This window comes from Streptomyces sp. NPDC002838, assembly GCF_040295365.1.
In the GTDB taxonomy this organism is placed as follows: domain Bacteria; phylum Actinomycetota; class Actinomycetes; order Streptomycetales; family Streptomycetaceae; genus Streptomyces.
In genome coordinates this window covers 98,119-117,336 of sequence record NZ_JBEOVF010000027.1, presented here as the reverse complement: position 1 = coordinate 117,336, position 19,218 = coordinate 98,119, and the positions used below count along the sequence as shown (strand labels likewise).

14 protein-coding genes are annotated in these 19,218 nt (G+C 69.9%); 10 read left to right on the top strand and 4 right to left on the bottom strand.

Annotated features, from left to right (window positions below; translation table 11 throughout):
* Positions 1 to 59 precede the first annotated feature (59 nt).
* The gene (locus tag ABT063_RS30250) at positions 60 to 323 is read right to left on the bottom strand and encodes a WhiB family transcriptional regulator (RefSeq protein ID WP_003975777.1); all 264 of its coding nucleotides are present in this window, start codon (positions 321 to 323) and stop codon (positions 60 to 62) included.
* Positions 324 to 1,048: 725 nt separating this feature from the next.
* On the opposite strand from ABT063_RS30250, the gene ABT063_RS30245 reads away from it, so the two are divergent.
* The 4 genes from ABT063_RS30245 to ABT063_RS30230 all read left to right on the top strand — a co-directional run bounded on the left by ABT063_RS30245 (position 1,049) and on the right by ABT063_RS30230 (position 4,979).
* Positions 1,049 to 1,558 carry a cysteine dioxygenase gene (locus ABT063_RS30245; protein ID WP_351062623.1) on the top strand — a complete coding sequence of 170 codons (510 nt, stop codon included), beginning with the start codon at positions 1,049 to 1,051 and terminating at the stop codon, positions 1,556 to 1,558.
* A gap of 34 nt (positions 1,559 to 1,592) precedes the next feature.
* Positions 1,593 to 2,552: a 2-phospho-L-lactate transferase gene (gene cofD / locus ABT063_RS30240; RefSeq protein WP_351062621.1), complete on the top strand. Its 960-nt coding sequence runs from the start codon at positions 1,593 to 1,595 to the stop codon at positions 2,550 to 2,552.
* On the top strand, positions 2,549 to 3,868 hold the full coding sequence (locus tag ABT063_RS30235; RefSeq protein ID WP_351062619.1) for a coenzyme F420-0:L-glutamate ligase: 1,320 nt from the start codon (positions 2,549 to 2,551) through the stop codon (positions 3,866 to 3,868). Before cofD ends, ABT063_RS30235 begins: the two co-directional genes overlap by 4 nt.
* A 112-nt stretch (positions 3,869 to 3,980) precedes the next feature.
* Entirely contained in the window at positions 3,981 to 4,979 is a 999-nt protein-coding gene (locus ABT063_RS30230) for a DNA-3-methyladenine glycosylase family protein (protein WP_351062617.1), read from the top strand.
* Positions 4,980 to 5,280: 301 nt separating this feature from the next.
* Here ABT063_RS30230 and manB read toward each other — a convergent pair whose 3' ends face one another.
* The gene (manB, locus tag ABT063_RS30225; protein WP_351062615.1) at positions 5,281 to 6,363 is read right to left on the bottom strand and encodes a mannose-1-phosphate guanylyltransferase; all 1,083 of its coding nucleotides are present in this window, start codon (positions 6,361 to 6,363) and stop codon (positions 5,281 to 5,283) included.
* Between the two features lie 231 nt (positions 6,364 to 6,594).
* A complete protein-coding gene (locus ABT063_RS30220) occupies positions 6,595 to 8,340 on the bottom strand; it encodes an N-acetylmuramoyl-L-alanine amidase (protein ID WP_351062614.1) in 1,746 nt (581 codons plus the stop codon).
* A gap of 140 nt (positions 8,341 to 8,480) precedes the next feature.
* Here ABT063_RS30220 and ABT063_RS30215 point away from each other — a divergent pair, with 140 nt between their 5' ends.
* From ABT063_RS30215 to ABT063_RS30190, 6 genes are all read left to right on the top strand, one after another.
* Positions 8,481 to 9,236 carry a TIGR03089 family protein gene (locus tag ABT063_RS30215; RefSeq protein ID WP_351062612.1) on the top strand — a complete coding sequence of 252 codons (756 nt, stop codon included), beginning with the start codon at positions 8,481 to 8,483 and terminating at the stop codon, positions 9,234 to 9,236.
* Between the two features lie 261 nt (positions 9,237 to 9,497).
* On the top strand, positions 9,498 to 10,787 hold the full coding sequence (locus tag ABT063_RS30210; RefSeq protein ID WP_351062610.1) for an LCP family protein: 1,290 nt from the start codon (positions 9,498 to 9,500) through the stop codon (positions 10,785 to 10,787).
* 232 nt (positions 10,788 to 11,019) lie between these two features.
* Positions 11,020 to 12,774, top strand: coding sequence for an LCP family glycopolymer transferase (locus ABT063_RS30205; RefSeq protein WP_351062609.1), 1,755 nt, complete (start codon positions 11,020 to 11,022; stop codon positions 12,772 to 12,774).
* Between the two features lie 74 nt (positions 12,775 to 12,848).
* Positions 12,849 to 14,486: an LCP family protein gene (locus ABT063_RS30200; RefSeq protein WP_351062607.1), complete on the top strand. Its 1,638-nt coding sequence runs from the start codon at positions 12,849 to 12,851 to the stop codon at positions 14,484 to 14,486.
* A gap of 145 nt (positions 14,487 to 14,631) precedes the next feature.
* The gene (locus tag ABT063_RS30195; RefSeq protein ID WP_351062606.1) at positions 14,632 to 16,356 is read left to right on the top strand and encodes an LCP family protein; all 1,725 of its coding nucleotides are present in this window, start codon (positions 14,632 to 14,634) and stop codon (positions 16,354 to 16,356) included.
* A gap of 93 nt (positions 16,357 to 16,449) precedes the next feature.
* The gene (locus ABT063_RS30190) at positions 16,450 to 18,048 is read left to right on the top strand and encodes an LCP family protein (protein WP_502990916.1); all 1,599 of its coding nucleotides are present in this window, start codon (positions 16,450 to 16,452) and stop codon (positions 18,046 to 18,048) included.
* A gap of 3 nt (positions 18,049 to 18,051) precedes the next feature.
* Here the strand turns inward: ABT063_RS30190 and ABT063_RS30185 are convergent, their stop codons facing one another.
* Positions 18,052 to 19,092, bottom strand: a complete 1,041-nt coding sequence (locus ABT063_RS30185; RefSeq protein ID WP_351062604.1) for a glycosyltransferase family 2 protein — start codon at positions 19,090 to 19,092, stop codon at positions 18,052 to 18,054.
* Positions 19,093 to 19,218: the final 126 nt, after the last annotated feature.

Genomic DNA, 19,218 nt, shown 5'->3' with positions numbered 1-19,218 from the left:
CCTGCGACGGGCCGTTCGTGACGTATGTGGGTGCGTACGTGAGGCGGGTGCCCCTGGGATCAGACGGCGGCCTTCTTCAGCCGGCGGCGCTCGCGTTCGGACAGGCCGCCCCAGATGCCGAAGCGCTCGTCGTTGGCGAGGGCGTATTCGAGGCACTCGGAGCGGACCTCACAGGCGAGGCAGACCTTCTTGGCCTCGCGGGTGGAGCCGCCCTTCTCGGGAAAGAAGGACTCGGGGTCGGTCTGGGCGCACAGCGCGCGCTCCTGCCAGCCGAGTTCCTCGTCCGCGTCGTCGACCAGCAGTTGCTGCACCAGCTCGGTCATGTGCGCCCCTCGTCTGTACTTTCGCGTCCCCGTGATGCGGTCGTTACCGATTCCGGCTGAACGACACGAGTGAAATTACAAGTGTGCTGCTCCGGGCGAGTCAAGCCGAGATCTGCTATTGAGCCCCTTATTCACTCTGCGGAACCAAGGCCTAGCAGAAAGTGTTCAAATCGGCCTAAACCTTGACAAGCGGACGAGACCCGAGAGGGCTTCCGACGCCACGCCATGCCTTTCCGGACCTGTATGGAGAAGGACGCCCAGAAGTTCGATCTCGTTCCGACACGCGTGTCGAAGCGAACCGGATCACAGTCGGATCACGGGATCGCAACGAGGCTTGTGCTCCCGGATGTGCGGCATGTGTCCCGGCTGACACCTGAACAAACCTTTCACCTCACAGATGGACCGAATGAGGTGAAACATGTCCCACATGCCGGGCGTCGAGTTGACAGTGCAGGTATGAACCGATGTCCTTGTGGGCATGCTCGCGAACTTGGCACTCACCTCGACCCGCACCGCCGGGTCCCTCGGTGCTGCCCACGCTCGCTGTAGCTGTTGTTGCTGTTCCAGCTGTTGAGCCCAACGCGCTCCGGCTGCCTCTGAGTCCACCGCGACTCGGCTGCTTGTTCCCACCGCCCGGACCAGGGCACCTCCGTCCCCCGTGACCCGGCGGACGGTCCGCGACACCCAGCCATCCCCCACTCTTCCGCCGAGGAACCACCGCACCCATGAACAGCGACAGCGACCTCCAGATCGCCGGCGACATCCTCGAAGTCCCGCACCTGCTCCAGGTACCGCGCGAGCACCCGGCCACCGTCGCCGAGTTCGTCGGCCTGGCCCGCTCCATCGCCGCCGACCGCTCCCAGTGGGAGCACCTCGTCCGGTACGACGCGACCACGCGCTGGTACCACCGGCTGTGCACCGGCCCCGGCTACGAGGTGTGGCTGCTGTCCTGGGTGCCCGGGCAGGGCAGCGGGCCGCACGACCACGGCCGCTCCTCCGGTGTGCTGACCGTCCTGGACGGCGCACTCACCGAGCGCACGGCGCGCGGCACGCGCGCGTTGGGGCCCGGAGCTCAACGGGTGTTCGCGCCGGGGTACGTGCACGAGGTGGTGAACGACGCGCTGGAGCCGGCGGTGAGCCTGCACGTCTACTACCCGGGCCTGACGGAGATGCCGATGCACACGGCTTGCTCCGCGCCGGCCGCCCACGACGAGGTGGGCGTCGTAACCGCGTGACGCGATGTCGTACCCGCCTGCAAGACTGGCTCCCATGCGCATTGTGGTTCTGGCAGGCGGCATCGGTGGTGCCCGGTTCCTGCGCGGTCTGAAGCGGGCCGTGCCGGACGCGGACGTCACCGTCATCGGCAACACCGGGGACGACATCCACCTCTTCGGGCTGAAGGTCTGCCCGGACCTCGACACGGTGATGTACACGCTCGGCGGCGGCATCAACGAGGAGCAGGGCTGGGGACGGGCCGACGAGACCTTCCATCTCAAGGAGGAGCTCGCGGCGTACGGCATCGGGCCCGAGTGGTTCGGGCTCGGTGACCGGGACTTCGCCACGCACATCGTGCGGACGCAGATGATCAGCGCCGGATATCCGCTGAGCGCGGTGACTCAGGCGCTGTGCGACCGGTGGAAGCCGGGCGTGCGACTGATCCCGATGACCGACGACCGCGTCGAGACGCATGTCGCCGTCGAGGTCGACGGTGAGCGCAAGGCGGTCCACTTCCAGGAGTACTGGGTGCGGCTGCGGGCCTCGGTGCCGGCCCAGGCGGTCGTGCCGGTCGGTGCGGAGCAGGCCAAGCCGGCGCCCGGCGTCCTGGAGGCCATCGCGGAGGCGGACGTCGTACTGTTCCCGCCGTCGAACCCGGTCGTCTCCATCGGCACGATCCTCGCCGTGCCCGGCATCCGGGAGGCGATCGCCGACGCCGGAGTGCCGGTGGTGGGCCTGTCGCCGATCGTCGGGGACGCGCCCGTGCGCGGGATGGCCGACAAGGTGCTCGCGGCGGTCGGCGTGGAGTCGACGGCCGCCGCGGTCGCCGAGCACTACGGCTCGGGACTGCTGGACGGCTGGCTCGTCGACACCGTGGACGCCGGCGTGGTGGAGCGCGTGGAGAGCGCCGGCATCCGGTGCCGGGCTGTGCCACTGATGATGACCGACGTGGAGGCGGCCGCGAGGATGGCCCGTGAGGCGCTGGCGCTGGCGGAGGGGGTGCGGGCGGCTTGAACGGTGTGCCTGTCGACGGTTACCTGGTCTGGGCCGTGCCCGGGCTCCCCGAGGTGCGCCAGGGTGACGACCTCGCCAAGCTGATCGCCGCCGCCGAGCCGGGGCTGGTGGACGGGGATGTGCTGCTCGTCACCTCCAAGATCGTGTCCAAGGCGGAGGGTCGGGTCGTCGAGGCGGTCGACCGGGAGGCCGCGATCGACGCCGAGACCGTACGGGTCGTGGCACGGCGCGGGCCGCTGCGGATCGTCGAGAACCGGCAGGGGCTCGTGATGGCCGCCGCCGGCGTCGACGCCTCCAACACCCCCTCCGGCACGGTGCTGTTGCTGCCCGAGGACCCGGACGCCTCCGCACGGGCGGTCCGGGACGGGCTGCGGGACGCCCTCGGCATCAACGTCGGGGTCGTCGTGACGGACACATTCGGGCGACCGTGGCGCGCGGGGCTCACGGATGTCGCCATCGGCGCCGCCGGCGTGCGGGTGCTGGACGATCTGCGCGGGGGTACGGACGCGTACGGCAACCCGCTCAGCGCGACGGTCGTGGCGACGGCGGACGAACTGGCCGCGGCCGGGGATCTGGTGAAGGGCAAGGCGGCCGGGCTGCCCGTCGCCGTCGTGCGCGGGCTGCCGCACGTGGTGGCCGAGGATCGTGACCAACACGGTGCGGGGGCGCGCGTCATGGTGCGCAGCGCGCGTGACGACATGTTCCGGCTGGGGACGTCCGAGGCGGTCCGGGAAGCGGTGACCCAGCGACGTACGGTACGGGCCTTCACCGACGAGCCCGTCGACCCGGAAGCCGTACGGCGGGCCGTGGCCGCGGCCGTGACGGCGCCGGCGCCGCACCACACGACGCCGTGGCGGTTCGTACTGCTGGAGTCGCAGGCCGCGCGGACCGAGCTTCTGGACGCGATGCGCGATGCGTGGATCGCGGATCTGCGGCGGGACGGGAAGTCGGAGGAGTCCATAGCCAAGCGGGTGCGGCGGGGGGACGTGCTGCGCAACGCGCCGTATCTCGTCGTGCCGTGTCTCGTCATGGACGGGTCGCACACGTACGGCGACGCGCGGCGGGACGGGGCCGAGCGGGAGATGTTCGTGGTCGCCGCCGGGGCCGGTGTGCAGAACTTCCTGGTCGCGCTGGCCGGGGAGCGGCTGGGGTCGGCCTGGGTGTCCTCGACGATGTTCTGCCGGGACGTCGTGCGGGAGGTGCTGGGGCTGCCGGAGGAGTGGGATCCGATGGGGGCCGTGGCGGTGGGGCATCCGGCGGAGGAGCCTCGGCCTCGGGGCGAGCGGGATGCGGGGGCGTTCATCGAGGTGCGGTGAGATGGGGCGTACGGCCGCAGTTCGTCGTACGGGCGCCTAGTCTCGTAGGGCAGCCAGGTAACCAGGGCACATCAGGCACATCAGGCACCTCCGACTACTCGGGAACTCATTCGTGGCAGGACGGTTCGCTCCCCGGCCCACGCGTACCACCGTGCGCGGAGGGGAAGTCGTCGTGCCCGCCGCGCGGAAGGCGGCTCCCGTTCCGGGGCGGGTGCGGACGTGGGTGCCGAAGAGGCCGTTCGACCTGGGGCTGGTGGTCGGGCCGCTGAGGCGTGGGCCCGCGGATCCGACGTTCCGGGCGATGCCGGACGGGTCCGTGTGGCGGGCCACCCTTACGCCTGCCGGGCCCGGGACGCTGCGGGTGGCTGTGTACGGCGGTGAGGTGCGCGGGGAGGCGTGGGGGCCCGGGGCCGAGTGGCTGTTGGAGCAGTTGCCGGATCTGCTGGGGGCCGCCGACGATCCGTCCGTCTTCGCGCCTCGGCATCGGGTGGTGGCGATGGCGCGGCATCGGCGGCCGGGGCTGCGGCTGACACGGACCGGGCTGGTGCTGGAGTCGTTGATTCCGTCGATTCTTGAGCAGAAGGTCACGACGGATGAGGCGTATCGGGCGTGGCGGTTGCTGGTACGGAAGTTCGGGGAGCCGGCGCCTGGGCCCGCGCCGGGGCGGATGTATGTGATGCCCGCGCCTCGGACGTGGGCGTTGATTCCGTCGTGGGAGTGGCATCGGGCGGGTGTCGACAACAAGCGGGCGTCGACGATTCTTCGGGCTGTGCGGGTTGCTGCGCGTTTGGAGGAGGCGGTGCGGATGCCTCCGGCGGTGGCGCGGGCTCGGTTGGAGGTCGTGCCGGGAGTTGGGCCGTGGACGTCGGCGGAAGTGGTGCAGCGTAGTCATGGGGCGCCGGATGCGGTGACCGTGGGGGATCTGCATCTGCCGGGGATTGTCGGGTGGGCGTTGGCCGGGGATCGGTATGCCGATGACGCGGTGATGTTGGAGCTGTTGGAGCCGTATGCGGGGCAGCGGCATCGGGCGGCTCGGTTGATTTTGTTGAGTGGGAGGGGACCGGCTCGGCGGGCGCCGCGGATGCCTCGGGGGGATATCGGGCGGTTGTGAGGTGCGCGGCGTTGTGGTTGCTGTATGGGCGGTTCTCGCCCCCGCCGCCCCTACCCTTCCCGTCCCTGGGGGCTGCGCCCCCAGACCCCCGCTGTCGGCCCTGAACGGGCCTCGTCCTCAAACGCCGGACGGGCTGGATACAGCTGACCGCCGCCGACACGGCTTCCCCCGCGGGGGTGGGCGAGGGATCGGGACGGCAACCCTCACCCTCGAACGCCGGACCGGCCGGGATTGCCCGGCCGGCGTCGTCGGGTTTCGGCGGGTCGGTGGAGTGGCGCGGTCGGTGTCGGCTGGTTGGTGGTTACTGGTCCGACGAGAAGCGCACCGCTCCCGGTGGGATTTGGGCGTCGCACCACACGCGCATCCCGTCGCGGAGTTCGTTGTCGGGGCCTATGACCGCGCCGTCGCCTATGACCGTGCCGGTGAGGATCGAGCGTTCGCCCACTCGGGCGCGGGTGCCGATCAGGGAGTCGGTGATGACCGCGCCGGGTTCGATGACGGCGCCGGGGAGGATCGTGCTGCCGAACACCCGGGCGCCTTCCGCCACGAACGCGCCCTCGCCCACCACCGTGCCGCCCGTCAGCTTGGCGTCGGGGGCCACCCTCGCCGTCGGCAGGATCAGGCGGTCGCCGCAGCGGCCGGGGACCGCGGGGGACGGGGCGCGGCCCAGGACCAGGTCGGCGGAGCCGCGGACGAAGGCCGCCGGGGTGCCGAGGTCCAGCCAGTACGTCGAGTCGACCATGCCCTGGAGGTGGGCGCCGGCGGAGAGGAGGTCCGGGAAGGTCTCGCGCTCGACGGAGACCGGGCGGCCCTGCGGGATCGTGTCGATGACCGAGCGGCGGAAGACGTACGCGCCCGCGTTGATCTGGTCGGTGACGATCTCCTCGGGGGTCTGCGGCTTCTCCAGGAAGGCCAGGACCTTGCCCGTGTCGTCGGTGGGGACCAGGCCGTAGGCGCGCGGGTCCGTCACCTTCGTCAGGTGCAACGACACGTCCGCGCCCGTCGTCTCGTGCGTGTGCACCAGCGCCTTGATGTCCAGGCCCGTCAGGATGTCGCCGTTGAAGATCAGGACCGGGTCGTCGGGGCCCGAGTGCAGACGGGACGCCACGTTGCGGATCGCGCCGCCCGTGCCGAGGGGCTCCTCCTCCGTCACGTACTCGATGTGCAGGCCCAGCGAGGAGCCGTCACCGAAGTACGGTTCGAAGACCTCGGCCAGGTAGGAGGTGGCGAGCACGATGTGGTCGACGCCCGCCGCTCTCGCTCTCGCCAACTGATGCGTGAGGAAGGGGACCCCGGCCGCGCGGACCATGGGCTTGGGCGTGTGCACCGTGAGCGGGCGCAGCCGTGTTCCCTTGCCGCCGACCAGGAGGATCGCTTCTGTCACCTGTCGTCTCTGCTTCCTGCCGGGACCGGCCGAACTGTCTTTCGGCCGGCCAGTGTATGCAGACCGTTGTGCGGCGCCTTCGACGGCCGTGCGGCATTCCGCTCTTGCCCCCCGACGGCGGTGAATGTGTCCTCCGGACCGGCGGACAACCGGACAGACTCCCTGGTGCCCCGGGTGGTTCCCGGGCCGCCCGGACGGTTCCCAAGCCCCCCTGGGCCCCGATCCGGTCGTCTAGCGTCCCTGGTAGCGGGCCGCGTCCGCGCGGGCCGTGCCGAGCTTGCGGTAGAGCTGCCCACCGGGGCACGACGTGGCGAAGCCGTCCCGGTGACCGGAGATCACATTCAGTCGTACGTTCTTTCCCTTTGGGTAGAGATTGCCACCGGCGGACTTCAGATATGTCTTTCCGCGCGGATTGGCGGCGTACAGGCCGAGCTTCCACGCGGTGAGCCGGGCGATGCCGTTCACCGCGGCGGTGGACGGCTTGGTGGAGCCGTAGCTGCCGAGGACGGCGATCCCCATGCTGTTGCTGTTGAAACCGAGCGTGTGTGCGCCCATGACCGGCTTCGCCACACCCCCGGCACGGCCCTCGTAGATCTTTCCGCACTTGTCGACGAGGAAGTTGTAGCCGATGTCGCGCCAGCCCATGCTCTTGACGTGGTAGCGGTAGATACCGCGAATGACGGAGGGCGCTTGGGCGCAGCTGTATGCGTTGCCGGACGCCGTGTGGTGCACGAAGGCCGCCTTGACCTTCTTCGTGTAGATGAACTTCCTCTCCCGCAGCTTCTCGTCCGCGCCCCAGCCGCGCCGCGTGACGATGCGCGGCCGCGGGCCGATGTACGGCTTCGCCAGCTCTTGCTGCGTCAGCTCGCCGTACCGCAGGGTGAACAGCTCCTGCTCGGTCTCGGACCGGCTCAACTCCGGGATCTCGGTGGCGCCGAGGGGGACGAGGTCGGTGTTGGCGGCGGAGGCGTCCTCGACGGCGACGTCCTCGGCGGCGAGGTCCTCAGCGGTGGAGGTCTCGGCTGCGGGGTCCTCGCCGGTGGAGGTCTCGGTGGCGGAGTCCTCACCGGTGGAGGTCTCAGCAGCGGAGTCCTCGACGGCGGGGTCCTCAGCAGCGGGGTCCTCGCCGGTGGAGGTCTCAGCAGCGGAGTCCTCACCGGCGGAGGTCTCAGCAGCAGAGTCCTCACCGGCGGAGGTCTCAGCAGCGGGCTCCTCGACGGCGGGGTCCTCAGCAGCGGAGTCCTCACCGGCGGGCTCCTCGACCGCTGAGTCCTCACCGGCGGGCTCCTCGACCGCTGAGTCCTCACCGGCGGGCTCCTCGACCGCTGAGTCCTCGCCAGCGGGCTCCTCGGCCGGTTCGCCATGGGAAGCGGCGGCCGGGACCTGCTGCGTCGGTGGGGGCTCGTCGCCCGGGTCGACCAGTTCGAGGCGGAGGCCGGAGGGGAGGGGGGAGACGACCGTGGTGGTGCGGGTGCCTTCGTCGGTCTTCTCGAGCCTGTGTTCGGCGTCCGCCTTGACGCGTACCTCCACGCCGTCCGAGTCCCCCACCCACAGCGGGGCGGTGGCGCCGCGTACCCGGCCGGAGGTGCGCTCGGGCGACCCCGGGTCGGCCGCGTGCTCGGCGTTGTGCGTCTCGATGTCCTGCCAGCCGGACCAGTTGTCCGAGCCGGCTGCGCGCGTACGGACCTGGACGCGGCCGTGGAGTTCTGTCTCGGGGCTGTCCCAGACGACACCGACGAGGGAGAAGCGTCGTACGTCCCGGCGGGTCAGGCCCTGTTCGGCGGGGGCGCCGGCGACGCGGTCGCGGGTCAGGGGTGCGAGGGGCAGCGACTGGGTGCTGCCTGGGGGCTCCGCGGACGACACCGGTTTCGCGGTCGTCGTGGCCGGGACGCTCGCCGTGGCAGTTGGCGAGAGCAGGGGAAGGGCGAGGGCCGCCGTGCAAGTGACACCGATCGAGGAAGCAAGAAGTCTGCGCATGCCCCTGATCTTGGACATAGTCATACATATCTGTCCATTGGGGAATTGACAGGCTGTCGGGCATCGTTGCGCCGAACCGGTGGCGATCCGGCGGCCCGACCAGTCGGTGCGCGGCCGTGCGCCCGCGTACGCTTTTGCGGGTGAACGCCACCGATCGCACCCCTGCCGACCTGCTGCGTTCCGCGCTTGCCGCGGATCCCGGACGCCCGCTGGTGACCTTCTACGACGACGCCACGGGCGAACGCGTCGAATTGTCCGTGGCCACCTTCGCCAATTGGGTGGCCAAGACCTCGAACCTCCTTCAGGGCGACCTCGCCGCGGGGCCCGGTGACCGGGTCGCGCTGTTGCTGCCCGCGCACTGGCAGACGGCGGTGTGGTTGCTGGCGTGTTCGTCGGTGGGGGTGATCGCGGACGTCGACGGCGATCCGGCGGCGGCCGACGTCGTGGTGAGCGGGCCGGACGCGCTGGAGGCGGCTCGCGCGTGCTCCGGGGAGCGGGTCGCGTTGGCCCTGCGTCCGCTGGGCGGGCGCTTCCCGCAGACCCCGGCCGGGTTCGTCGACTACGCCGTCGAAGTGCCGAGTCAGGGGGACCGGTTCGTGCCGTTCGCTCCGGTCGATCCCGAGGAGCCGGCGTTGATCGTGGCCGGGCGGGAGTTCAGCGCGGCGGAGGTTGTCGATCGGGCTCGGGCGGAGGCCACGGAGCTGGGGCTTACGGGGCCGGGGTCCAGGCTCTTGTCCGGGTTGCCGTACGACACGTGGGAGGGGCTCAACGCCGGGTTGTACGGGCCGTTGGCGACCGGGGGCTCCGTGGTGTTGTGCCGGAACCTTTCGCGCCTGGACGAAGAGGGTCTGGCCAAGCGGATCGAGAGTGAGCGGGTCACCGCTACGGCGAGGTAGGCACCGCGCGTTCCGGTGACCCCGCGTGGGTGCTGGGCGGGGGTGGGTCGCGCGGCCCGGTGCTACGGGGTGCCGCCCTCTTTGGGTCGGGAGCCGCCCCAGCGGCACGACTGCCCGCAGGCTGACCAGCCGCACCCACCGTCGGGCCTCCGCCCCTCCCCCGTTCGGCCCAACTCCGCCCACCCCCCACCCCCCATCCACGCCATCGTCGTAAGAGCAGCACGCACGACACGCTCGTACGCATGAGGGGTGGAGTCAGCCGTGACCGACACCGCAGGTGGGCGTCCCGGGCCGGGGCTGGGCGCCTCGGCCACCGGAGGAGGGCTGATACGGCGGCGTCGGCGGCGGTGGGCGCGGGGCGGTGGACTGGCCGTCGTGGTGGTCGTGCTCGCGGCGGCCGGGGCCGGCTGGGCCGTCTACACGAAGCTGGACGGCAACATCACGTCCGACGAGGCGGCCGCCGCCGAACTCGCCCGGTACGAGAGGGAGCGGCCCACCGCACTCGTCCGCGGGGCGCGGAACATCCTGGTGATGGGTTCGGACACGCGTTCCGGGGACGACAACGGGCGCTACGGGCGGGACCCCGGGACCGAGCGCTCCGACACGACGATCCTGCTGCACCTGGCCGCCGGACGGCGCAGCGCCACCGCCGTGTCCCTGCCCCGCGACCTGATGGTGGACGTACCGAGCTGCGCACGCCCCGACGGCACCCGCACCGAGCCCACGTTCGTGATGCTCAACTACGCCTTCGAGATGGGCGGTTCGGCCTGCACGGTCAGGACCGTGGAGCGGCTCACGAACATCCGTGTGGATCACCACATGGTCGTCGACTTCCGCGGTTTCAAGGACATGGTCGACGCGGTCGACGGCGTCGAGGTGTGCCTGAAGGAGCCGATCCGTGACAAGGCCGCCAAACTCAACCTGCCCGCGGGCCGGGTGAGGCTCGACGGCGAACAGGCCCTCGGATACGTCCGCGCCCGCAAGTCCCTCGGCAACGGCAGCGACACCGACCGCATGCACCGCCAGCAACGCTTCCTCGGGGCGCTCGTCAACAAGGTCCGGAGCAACGACGTACTACTGAATCCGGTCAAGCTCTATCCCGTGCTGGACGCGGCCACTTCCTCCCTGACGACCGACCCGGAACTGGCGAACTTGCGTGGTTTGTACGAACTCGTGCGCGGGCTGCGCGACATCCCCACCGAACGTGTGCAGTTCCTGACGGTGCCGAGGGAGTCGTATGTCTACAACGCCAATCGCGACCAACTTGTGGAACCGGAAGCGCAACGACTCTTCGAACAACTGCGCGCGGATGCACCGGTGGAAGTGACACAGAACACCCCTCGCGATTCTGCGAATAAAAGCCGCAATTCGCCGGAGAGGCGAGACGAAGACCGCGAAAATCCGTATGGGGAAGGAGACAACGGCACGGAGGAGCAGTCGCATGACTACAGCGAGTACGCCCACCAGGCCCCTTACGGCGAACCCCCGACCACAGTTTCACCCCCACCCACGTTCCGCGGGAACACGGCCGCCGAGGACACCTGCGAGTAAAGCGTTCACCAACCCGGGGAGCTACTGTCCGAGCAAATGGGCGGATTGCCCAGTTGTAGGGAAGTGGAATTTGTCACCGGCGTCGCTTGACGCCGAACAGGGCGGATAGTGTGAGCGATCCGGTGCACCCGGCCACGAGGTCCGTCCTGGGGTCGTGCACTGTGTGACCGAGACCCGAGCGCCTTGGAGGGGGAAGGCGCCCCGTGGCCCCGACGGAGGTATTCGGACAACCGTGGACGCGCAAAGCCGTGGGCGGGCGGACAACATCGACCCCGCAGACCAGTGGGTACTCAATCCGAACACCGGCGAATACGAACTGCGACTGAGTCCTTCCGCACCGCAGTCGCCCGTTCCCGGACCCCGCAGAGCCACCGACGACAGACTGGGCGCACCCGGGACCCCTCGCGGACCCCGCAGCCGTACGACGTCCCCCGCGGCCCCCGGCCGCGAGGTCCCGCCCCAGCGCAGGCGCCGCGGTGCGCCCGAGGAGCCGTTGCCGGGCCGGCGCGGGCGCCGGCCGGTGAAGAGGAAGTCGAAGGCGAAGAAGGCCCTGCTGTGGACCGGCGGCGCGATGGCGCTCGTGCTGGTGGCCGCGGCCGGGGCCGCGTACCTCTACATCGAGCACCTCAACGGCAACATCACCTCCGTCGCCGACGACGGCGCGAGCACCGGCGGTTTCCAGAAGGACAAGGCGATCAACATCCTGTTGATCGGCACCGACAAGCGCACCGGCGCGGGCAACGAGGGCTACGGCGACGCCGGCAGCGTCGGGCACGCCGACACCACGATCCTGTTGCACGTGGCCAAGGACCGCTCGAACGCGACCGCGCTGAGCATCCCGCGCGACCTGATCGTCGACGTCCCGGACTGCCCGACCACGCAGGAGGACGGTTCCACCAAGGTCATCCCGGGCACGACCGGCGTCCGCTTCAACACCAGCCTCGGCCAGGACGGCCGTACGCCCAGCTGCACCGTGCGGACCGTCACCGAACTGACCGGGGTCCAGGCCGACAACTTCATGGTGGCCGACTTCAACGCGGTCAAGACGCTGACCTCGGCGGTCGGCGGGGTCGACGTCTGTCTGGCGAAGAACATCAAGGACCCGGACTCGCATCTCGACCTGAAGGCGGGGACGCAGCACATCTCGGGCGAGACGGCGCTCGCGTTCGTCCGCACCCGGCACGCCGTCGGCTTCGGCGGCGACCTGAGCCGGATCACGCTGCAACAGCAGTTCCTCAGCGCGCTGATGCGCAAGCTGAAGTCGAACGACACCCTGACCGACCCGTCCAAGATGATCAAGTTGGCCGAGGCGGGCACGAAGGCGCTGACCGTCGACTCCCAGCTGGACAACATCACCAAGCTGAAGGACCTCGGGATGGAGTTGGGCAAGCTCAACACCAAAAACCTGACGTTCACCACGGTTCCGGTGATCGACAACCCGGCGGAGAAGGTCAAGGCGACCGTCGTCGTCAACGACTCGACGGCTCCCCAGGTCTTCGACATGATCAAGAACGATGTGTCGTTCACCGAGGTCGAGGCGCAGAAGAAGGAGAAGGCCGGCAAGGCGGCGGCCGCCGTCGCCGCCCGCCTGAAGGGCACCAAGGCAGACGCTTCGGAGGTGCGGGTGCGCATCCTCAACGGCGGCGCACCGGCCGGCAGCGCGCAGGAGACCCTCACCTGGCTGCAGAACGACGAGGACGTGCTGAAGTCCGAGAACGGCGGCAACGCGGACCAGGAGTTGAGCAAGACCACCCTCGAGTACGCTCCCGACCAGGCCGATCAGGCACGCCGGCTCGCTGACATCATGGGCCTGTCCGGCGCGGCGATGAAGCCGGGCGAGAGCGTGACCAACTCGCAGGGCCTGCCCGCGATGACCCTGACCCTGGGCAAGGACTTCAAGGGCGCGGGCGTGTCGCTCTCCGCTCCGACGAAGGCGCCGGAGGGAGTTCAGCAGTCCACGGCCGACAAGGTCGAGTGCGCCAAGTGACCTGATGGGCCTGCCGTACGTCTGACAGGGCGTACGGCAGGCCCATTTCGGCGGCGCGAGGGTGGGAGACGGGGATGACGCACAGCAGTGTGCACGGGGAGGGAACGCGACCGGGCGTCCGGCGCGCTCGTGAGGCGAGCGGCGGGGACGGCTCCGGCAGAGCCAAGGGCACCTCGGGGGGCGGCGGGCACCGCGGGCCGCGGCAGCCCAGGCGCAAGCACCGCCTGCTCCGGTGGTCCGCGAACACCCTCGCCGTCCTCATACTCGGCACGGCCGGCGCCGGCTACCTCTACTACCAGCACCTCAACGGCAACATCCAGAGGGGCGAGCGCAGCAGCGGCGACTCCAAGGCGCGGAAGACGGGGCCGAACGCCGCCGGGCAGACGCCGATGAACATCCTGCTGATCGGCTCCGACAGCCGTAACTCCGACGAGAACGTGGCGCTGGGCGGCGGCAGGGACAACCGCGGCAACCCGCCGCTGGGCGATGTGCAGATGCTCATCCACCTCTCCGCCGACCGCAAGAGCGCGGCGGTGGTGAGCATTCCGCGCGACACCCGCGTCGAGATCCCCGCGTGCGAGGACCCGGAGACCGGTGACACGTACCCGGCGACGAACGAGATCATCAACACCTCGCTGGCCCGCGGCGGACCCGGCTGCACCCTGGCCACCTGGGAGAACCTCACCGGGGTCTACGTCGACCACTGGATGACGATCGACTTCGCGGGCGTGGTGAAGATGGCGGACGCGATCGGCGGGGTGGAGGTCTGCGTCAAGCAGAACGTGTGGGACCGCCCGTTGCCGGGCGTGCCCGGCGGCTCCGGTCTGAAGATGACGGCGGGCAGGAAGAAGGTCCAGGGCGAGCAGGCCCTGCAGTGGCTGCGCACCCGGCACGCCTGGGGCAGCGACCCGCTGCGGGCCCGGGCCCAGCACATGTACATGAACTCGATGATCCGCACGCTGAAGGACCAGAACGTCTTCACCAGTGGCGGCCGGCTGATGGACCTGGCCGAGGCGGCCACCAGGTCGCTGAAGGTCTCCGAGGAGATCGGCACGGTCAAGAAGCTGTACGACCTGGGCATGCAGCTCAAGACGGTGCCCACGGACCGCATCACCATGACGACGATGCCGACCGTCCAGGACGCCGAGAACGCCAACCACCTGCTGCCGGACGGGGCCGACGCCGAGAAGATGTGGGCGATGATCCGCGACGACGTGCCGTTCGACGCCAACGGCTCGAAGACGGACGCGAAGCGGCCGGCGAGCTCCGGGAAGACCACCAAGGACTCCGCCGCGGAGGACGACGAGATCGGCGTCCTCGTGCAGAACGCCACCCGGTCCTCCACCCTCGGCCCCGTCAGTGGCCGTGCGGGCGCGATCGCGCGGGCACTCGCGGACGAGGGCTTCACCAGGGCGGCCCCGGACACCTCGGCGGCGCTCTCCGAAGAAAGGACGCTCGTGCGCTATCCGAGCGCCGAACTGGAGGGCGACGCCCAGACGGTCGCCAAGTCCCTGGGGATTCCGGTGAGTTCCGTGCAGAAATCCACTGACGTGTCCGGTGTCACCGTCGTCGTGGGCGCCGACTGGCGTACGGGCACGGCTTATCCGAAGCAATCGGCACCGAAGGCCGGGGACCTGCCGAGCACGTCCGACGCCATCAACGGATCCGACGCCGGGCAGTGCATGAACGTGTACGAACCGTATCGCCGGTAGGCCTCTCACTGACCCAACTGCCGTTCCTCGAACTCCCTTTCAAACAAAACCCGAGGAAAGTTCACTCGATGCCCAACTGTGCGGATAGTGTGAGCGATCCAGTGGGGTGGCGCCGCATGGGCCCTGACGGAGGATTCGGACAACCTTGGACGCACAAGGCCGTGGGCGGGTGGAGAACGTCGACCCCGCAGACCAGTGGGTACTCAATCCGAACACCGGCGAATACGAACTGCGACTGAGCCCTTCCGCACCGCAGTCGCCTGTTCCCGGACCGCGCAGGTCCCCCGCCGGCGGATCAGGTACGGCCCGCGGCCGTACGACGTCCCCCACGACCCCCGGCCGCGAGGTCCCGCCCCAGCGCAGGCGCCGCCCCGAACCCGACGGACCGGTCCCGGGGCGGCGCGGGCGGCGGCCGGAGAAGAAGAAGCCGAAGGCGAAGAAGGCGCTGCTGTGGACGGGCGGCACGATGGCGTTCGTCATGGTCGCCGCCGCGGGCGCCGGCTACTTCTACCTCCAGCACCTCGAAGGCAACGTCAAGACGAAGGACGTCGGCGACGCGGGCGCGAGCAGCTTCAAGAAGGACGAGGCCTTCAACATCCTCGTCCTCGGCACCGACAAGCGCACCGGCGCGGGCAACGAGGGCTACGGCGACACGGGCAGCTCGGGCCACGCCGACACCACGATCCTGCTGCACGTGGCCAAGGACCGCTCGAACGCGACCGCACTGAGCATCCCGCGCGACCTGATCGTGGACATCCCGGACTGCCCGACCACGCGGGAGGACGGCGGCGAAGAGACGGTTCCGGGCCTGCAGGACGCCCGCTTCAACAGGAGCCTCGGGGAGAGCGGCCGGGATCCGGGCTGCGCCATGCGCACGGTGGAGGAGTTCACCGGCATCCCGATGCACCACTTCATGATGGCCGACTTCAACGCGGTCAAGACGCTGACCACGGCGGTGGACGGCGTCGAGGTCTGCGTGGAGAAGGCCGTCGATGACAAGCAGTCCAAGCTCCAGCTGCCCGCGGGCGAGTCGACGGTCGAGGGCGAACAGGCCCTCGCCTTCCTCCGCACCCGGAAGGCCTTCGGCAACAGCGGCGACCTGGACCGCATCAAGGTGCAGCAGCAGTTCCTGGGCTCGCTGATGCGCAAGATGTCCTCCGGCGACACCCTCACCAGCCCCACGAAGCTGCTGAAGCTGGCCGAGGCCGCGACCAAGGCGCTGACCGTGGACTCCGCGATCGGCAAAGTCGGCACGCTCAAGGACATCGCCCTGGAGCTGAAGAAGGTGCCGACGAAGAACATCACCTTCACCACGGTGCCGGTGCGGGACAACCCAGCCGAGACGATCAAGGCGACGGTGGTCGTCGACCAGGCCACCGCGCCCCAGGTCTTCGACATGATCAAGAACGACATCTCCTTCACCGAGGTCAAGGCGCAGAAGAAGAAGGAGGCGGCCACGGTGGCAGCCCGCCTCAAGGGCGCCAAGGCCGACGCCTCGGAAGTGCGGGTCCAGATCCTCAACGGCGGCGCCCCGTCCGGCAGCGCACAGAACCAACTGGACTGGCTGCAGAACAGCGCGGGCGTCACCAAGTCCGAGAACGCGGGCAACGCGGACGCCGACCAGGCGAAGACGACGCTCGAGTACGCGCCCGACCAGGCCGACCAGGCGCGCCGGCTGGCCGACCTCATGGGCCTGTCCGGTACGGCGATGAAGCCGGGCGAGAGCGTCACCAACTCGCAGGGCCTGCCCACGATGACCCTGACCCTGGGCAAGGACTTCAAGGGCGCGGGCGTGAAGCTCAACGGCGCCTCGGTGGCCACGCCGAACCTGGACAAGTCCACGGCCGACAAGGTTCAGTGCGCCAGTTGACGCGTCAATCAGTTGATGCGTTAACCAGTTGACGTACTAGAGCAACCTGACGGGCCCGTCGTATGTCTCCAGGACGTACGGCGGGCCCGCGCCATGGCGTGTGGGCGGGATGGTCGGGAGGACGGGCAAGTGACGCGGAGCAGGGTGCGGGAGGCCGAGCCGGCCACCGAGGGGGACGGTGCGAAGGCGGGCGACTCCGGCCGTCGGCCCCCGCGGGGGCGCCGCGTGCTGCGGTGGTCCGCGGCGACCCTGGCGGTCCTGATACTCGGCACGGCCACCGCCGGCTACCTCTACTACCGGCACCTGAACGGCAACATCAAGAAGGACGAGCTGAACCTGGGCGACAACAAGGTCGCCGAGCCCACGCCGAACGCCGCGGGCCAGACCCCGCTCAACATCCTGCTCATCGGCTCCGACGCCCGGGACACCGAGCAGAACCAGGAACTCGGCGGCGCCCGCGAGACGTTCGGCTCCACGCCGCTGGCGGACGTGCAGATGCTGGTGCACCTGTCCGCCGACCGCTCCAACATGTCGGTCATCAGCATGCCGCGCGACACCCTGGTGAAGATCCCCAAGTGCACCGACCCGGACGACGACAAGGTGTACCCGGCGAGCGACGGGCGGACGATGACCAACCAGAGCCTCGGCCACGGCGGCCCCGGCTGCACGGTGGCCACCTGGCAGGAGCTCACCGGCATCCACATCGACCACTTCGTGATGGTCGACTTCGCGGGCGTGGTGTCCATGGCGGACGCCGTCGGCGGCGTCCCGGTCTGCGTGGACGCCAACATCCACTCCCGCGACAGCCAGGGCCACGGCTCCGGCCTGAAGCTGGAGAAGGGCACGCACCCGGTGAAGGGCGAGCAGGCCCTGCAGTGGCTGCGCACCCGTTACGGCTTCGAGGACGGCAGCGACCTCGCCCGGGCCAAGGCCCAGCACATGTACATGAACTCGCTGATCCGCACCCTGCGCGAGAACGCCACCATGAGCAGCCCGATGAAGCTGCGCAGGCTCGCCGAGAAGGCCACCCGGGCCCTCACGGTCGACCCGGGCCTCGACACCGTCAAGAAGCTCTACGACCTCAGCAACGAGCTGCGCAAGGTGGAGCCGAAACGCATCACCATGACCACGATGCCCAACCGGTACGTGGGCGCGCGCGTGGAGCCGACGCAGGACGCCGAGAAGCTCTTCCGGCTGGTGCGGGAGGACATCGCGCTGGACGGCAAGGACCCGAAGAAGACCCCCGGGCCCGAGGAATCACCGGCCGACCCGGCGGCCGACGACGACAAGATCGGGATCCTCGTCCAGAACGGCACCCGCACCGACACCCTCCGCCCGGCGAGCGGCCGCGCCAGCACGGTGACCGGGCTGCTCGCGGACAAGGGCTTCACCAAGGCGTCCGCGGACACCACCTCGGCCCTGAGCGAGGACCGTACGGTGATCCGCTACCCGAGCGCCGAACTGGAGGGCGACGCTTGGCATGTCGCCAAGTCCCTCGGCATTCCGGCGAGTTCGCTGCAGCGGACGACGGACGTCTCCGGGGTCACGCTCGTCGTGGGAGCGGACTGGCGCGAGGGTACGACGTACAAGGCGTCCCAGGAGGACGACAAGACCCCCGAGTCGGCCGAGGCGCTCAACGGCGCCGACGAGGAGGCCTGCATGCACGTGAACCCGGCGTTCACCTGGTCCTGACGGTCAGCTCGCGCCGGCGGCGTCCGCGTGCACCGCGGGCCGACGGCTCGCGATCACCTTCCGGGCCAGCGACCGCGGGCTGGTCAGGAAGCCCCAGCCCCACGACATGTGCATGGTGGCGAGGGCGACGGGAATCCGCAGCCGCGCCTTCAGCGGCAGCCCCTTGCCCGCGGGCAGGGACCCGAGAACGATCGCCGCGAGATACCCGCCGGGTATCACGAAGCCCCAGGGCGTCAGGGCCGCGCCCACCACGATCCCGGCCGCGATCGCGCAGACCGCGGTCGGCGGGGCGAGGTAGCGCAGGTTGATGGAGCCCTCGTGGTAGCGGGCGACGACGTGCCGCCAGCGGCCGTAGTCCTTGTACTGCTTGGCGAGGGCGCGCACGCTCGGCCGGGGCCGGTACGACACCTTCAGCTCCGGCGAGAACCAGATCAGCCCGCCGGCCTCCCGGATCCGGAAGTTGAGCTCCCAGTCCTGGGCGCGGATGAACTCCTCGTTGTAGCCGCCCTGCTGCTCCAGCGCCTCGCGCCGGAACACCCCGAGATAGACGGTCTCGGCCTCGCCCGCCGCCCCACCGGTGTGGAAGACGGCGTTGCCCACGCCGATCTTCGAGGTCATGGCGGCGGCGACCGCGTGCTCCCAGTCGTTCTCGCCCTCGGCGTGCATGATCCCGCCGACGTTCTGCGCGCCGGTCTCCTCCAGGAGCCGTACGGCGGTCGCGATGTAGTTCGGCGAGAGCATGCCGTGCCCGTCGACGCGCACGACGATCGGATGGCGTGAGGCCTTGATCGCGGCGTTGAGGGCGGCGGGCGTACGGCCGGTGGGATTGGGGACCGTGTGTACGCGCGGGTCTTCCGCGACGAGCTCGGCGGCGATCTCGTCCGTGCGGTCCGTGGACGGACCGAGGGCGATCACGACCTCCATCTCGCCGGCGTACTCCTGAGCGAGGATCGCTTGGACGGCTCCGCGCAGATGCCGCTCCTCGTTGAGGACGGGCATGATCACAGATACGGCGGGGAGCTGCACGTCGGGCTTGGCGTTCATAGGGGGCTCACGTTACCGCGAATGGGGGACACCAGTGCGCGCCGCCGGGGTCGCTGCCCCGGGCAGCAGATCGTATGGCCCTACGGTGCTCACGGATCCCACGTACGGCCGTCCTCGCGGAGGTGT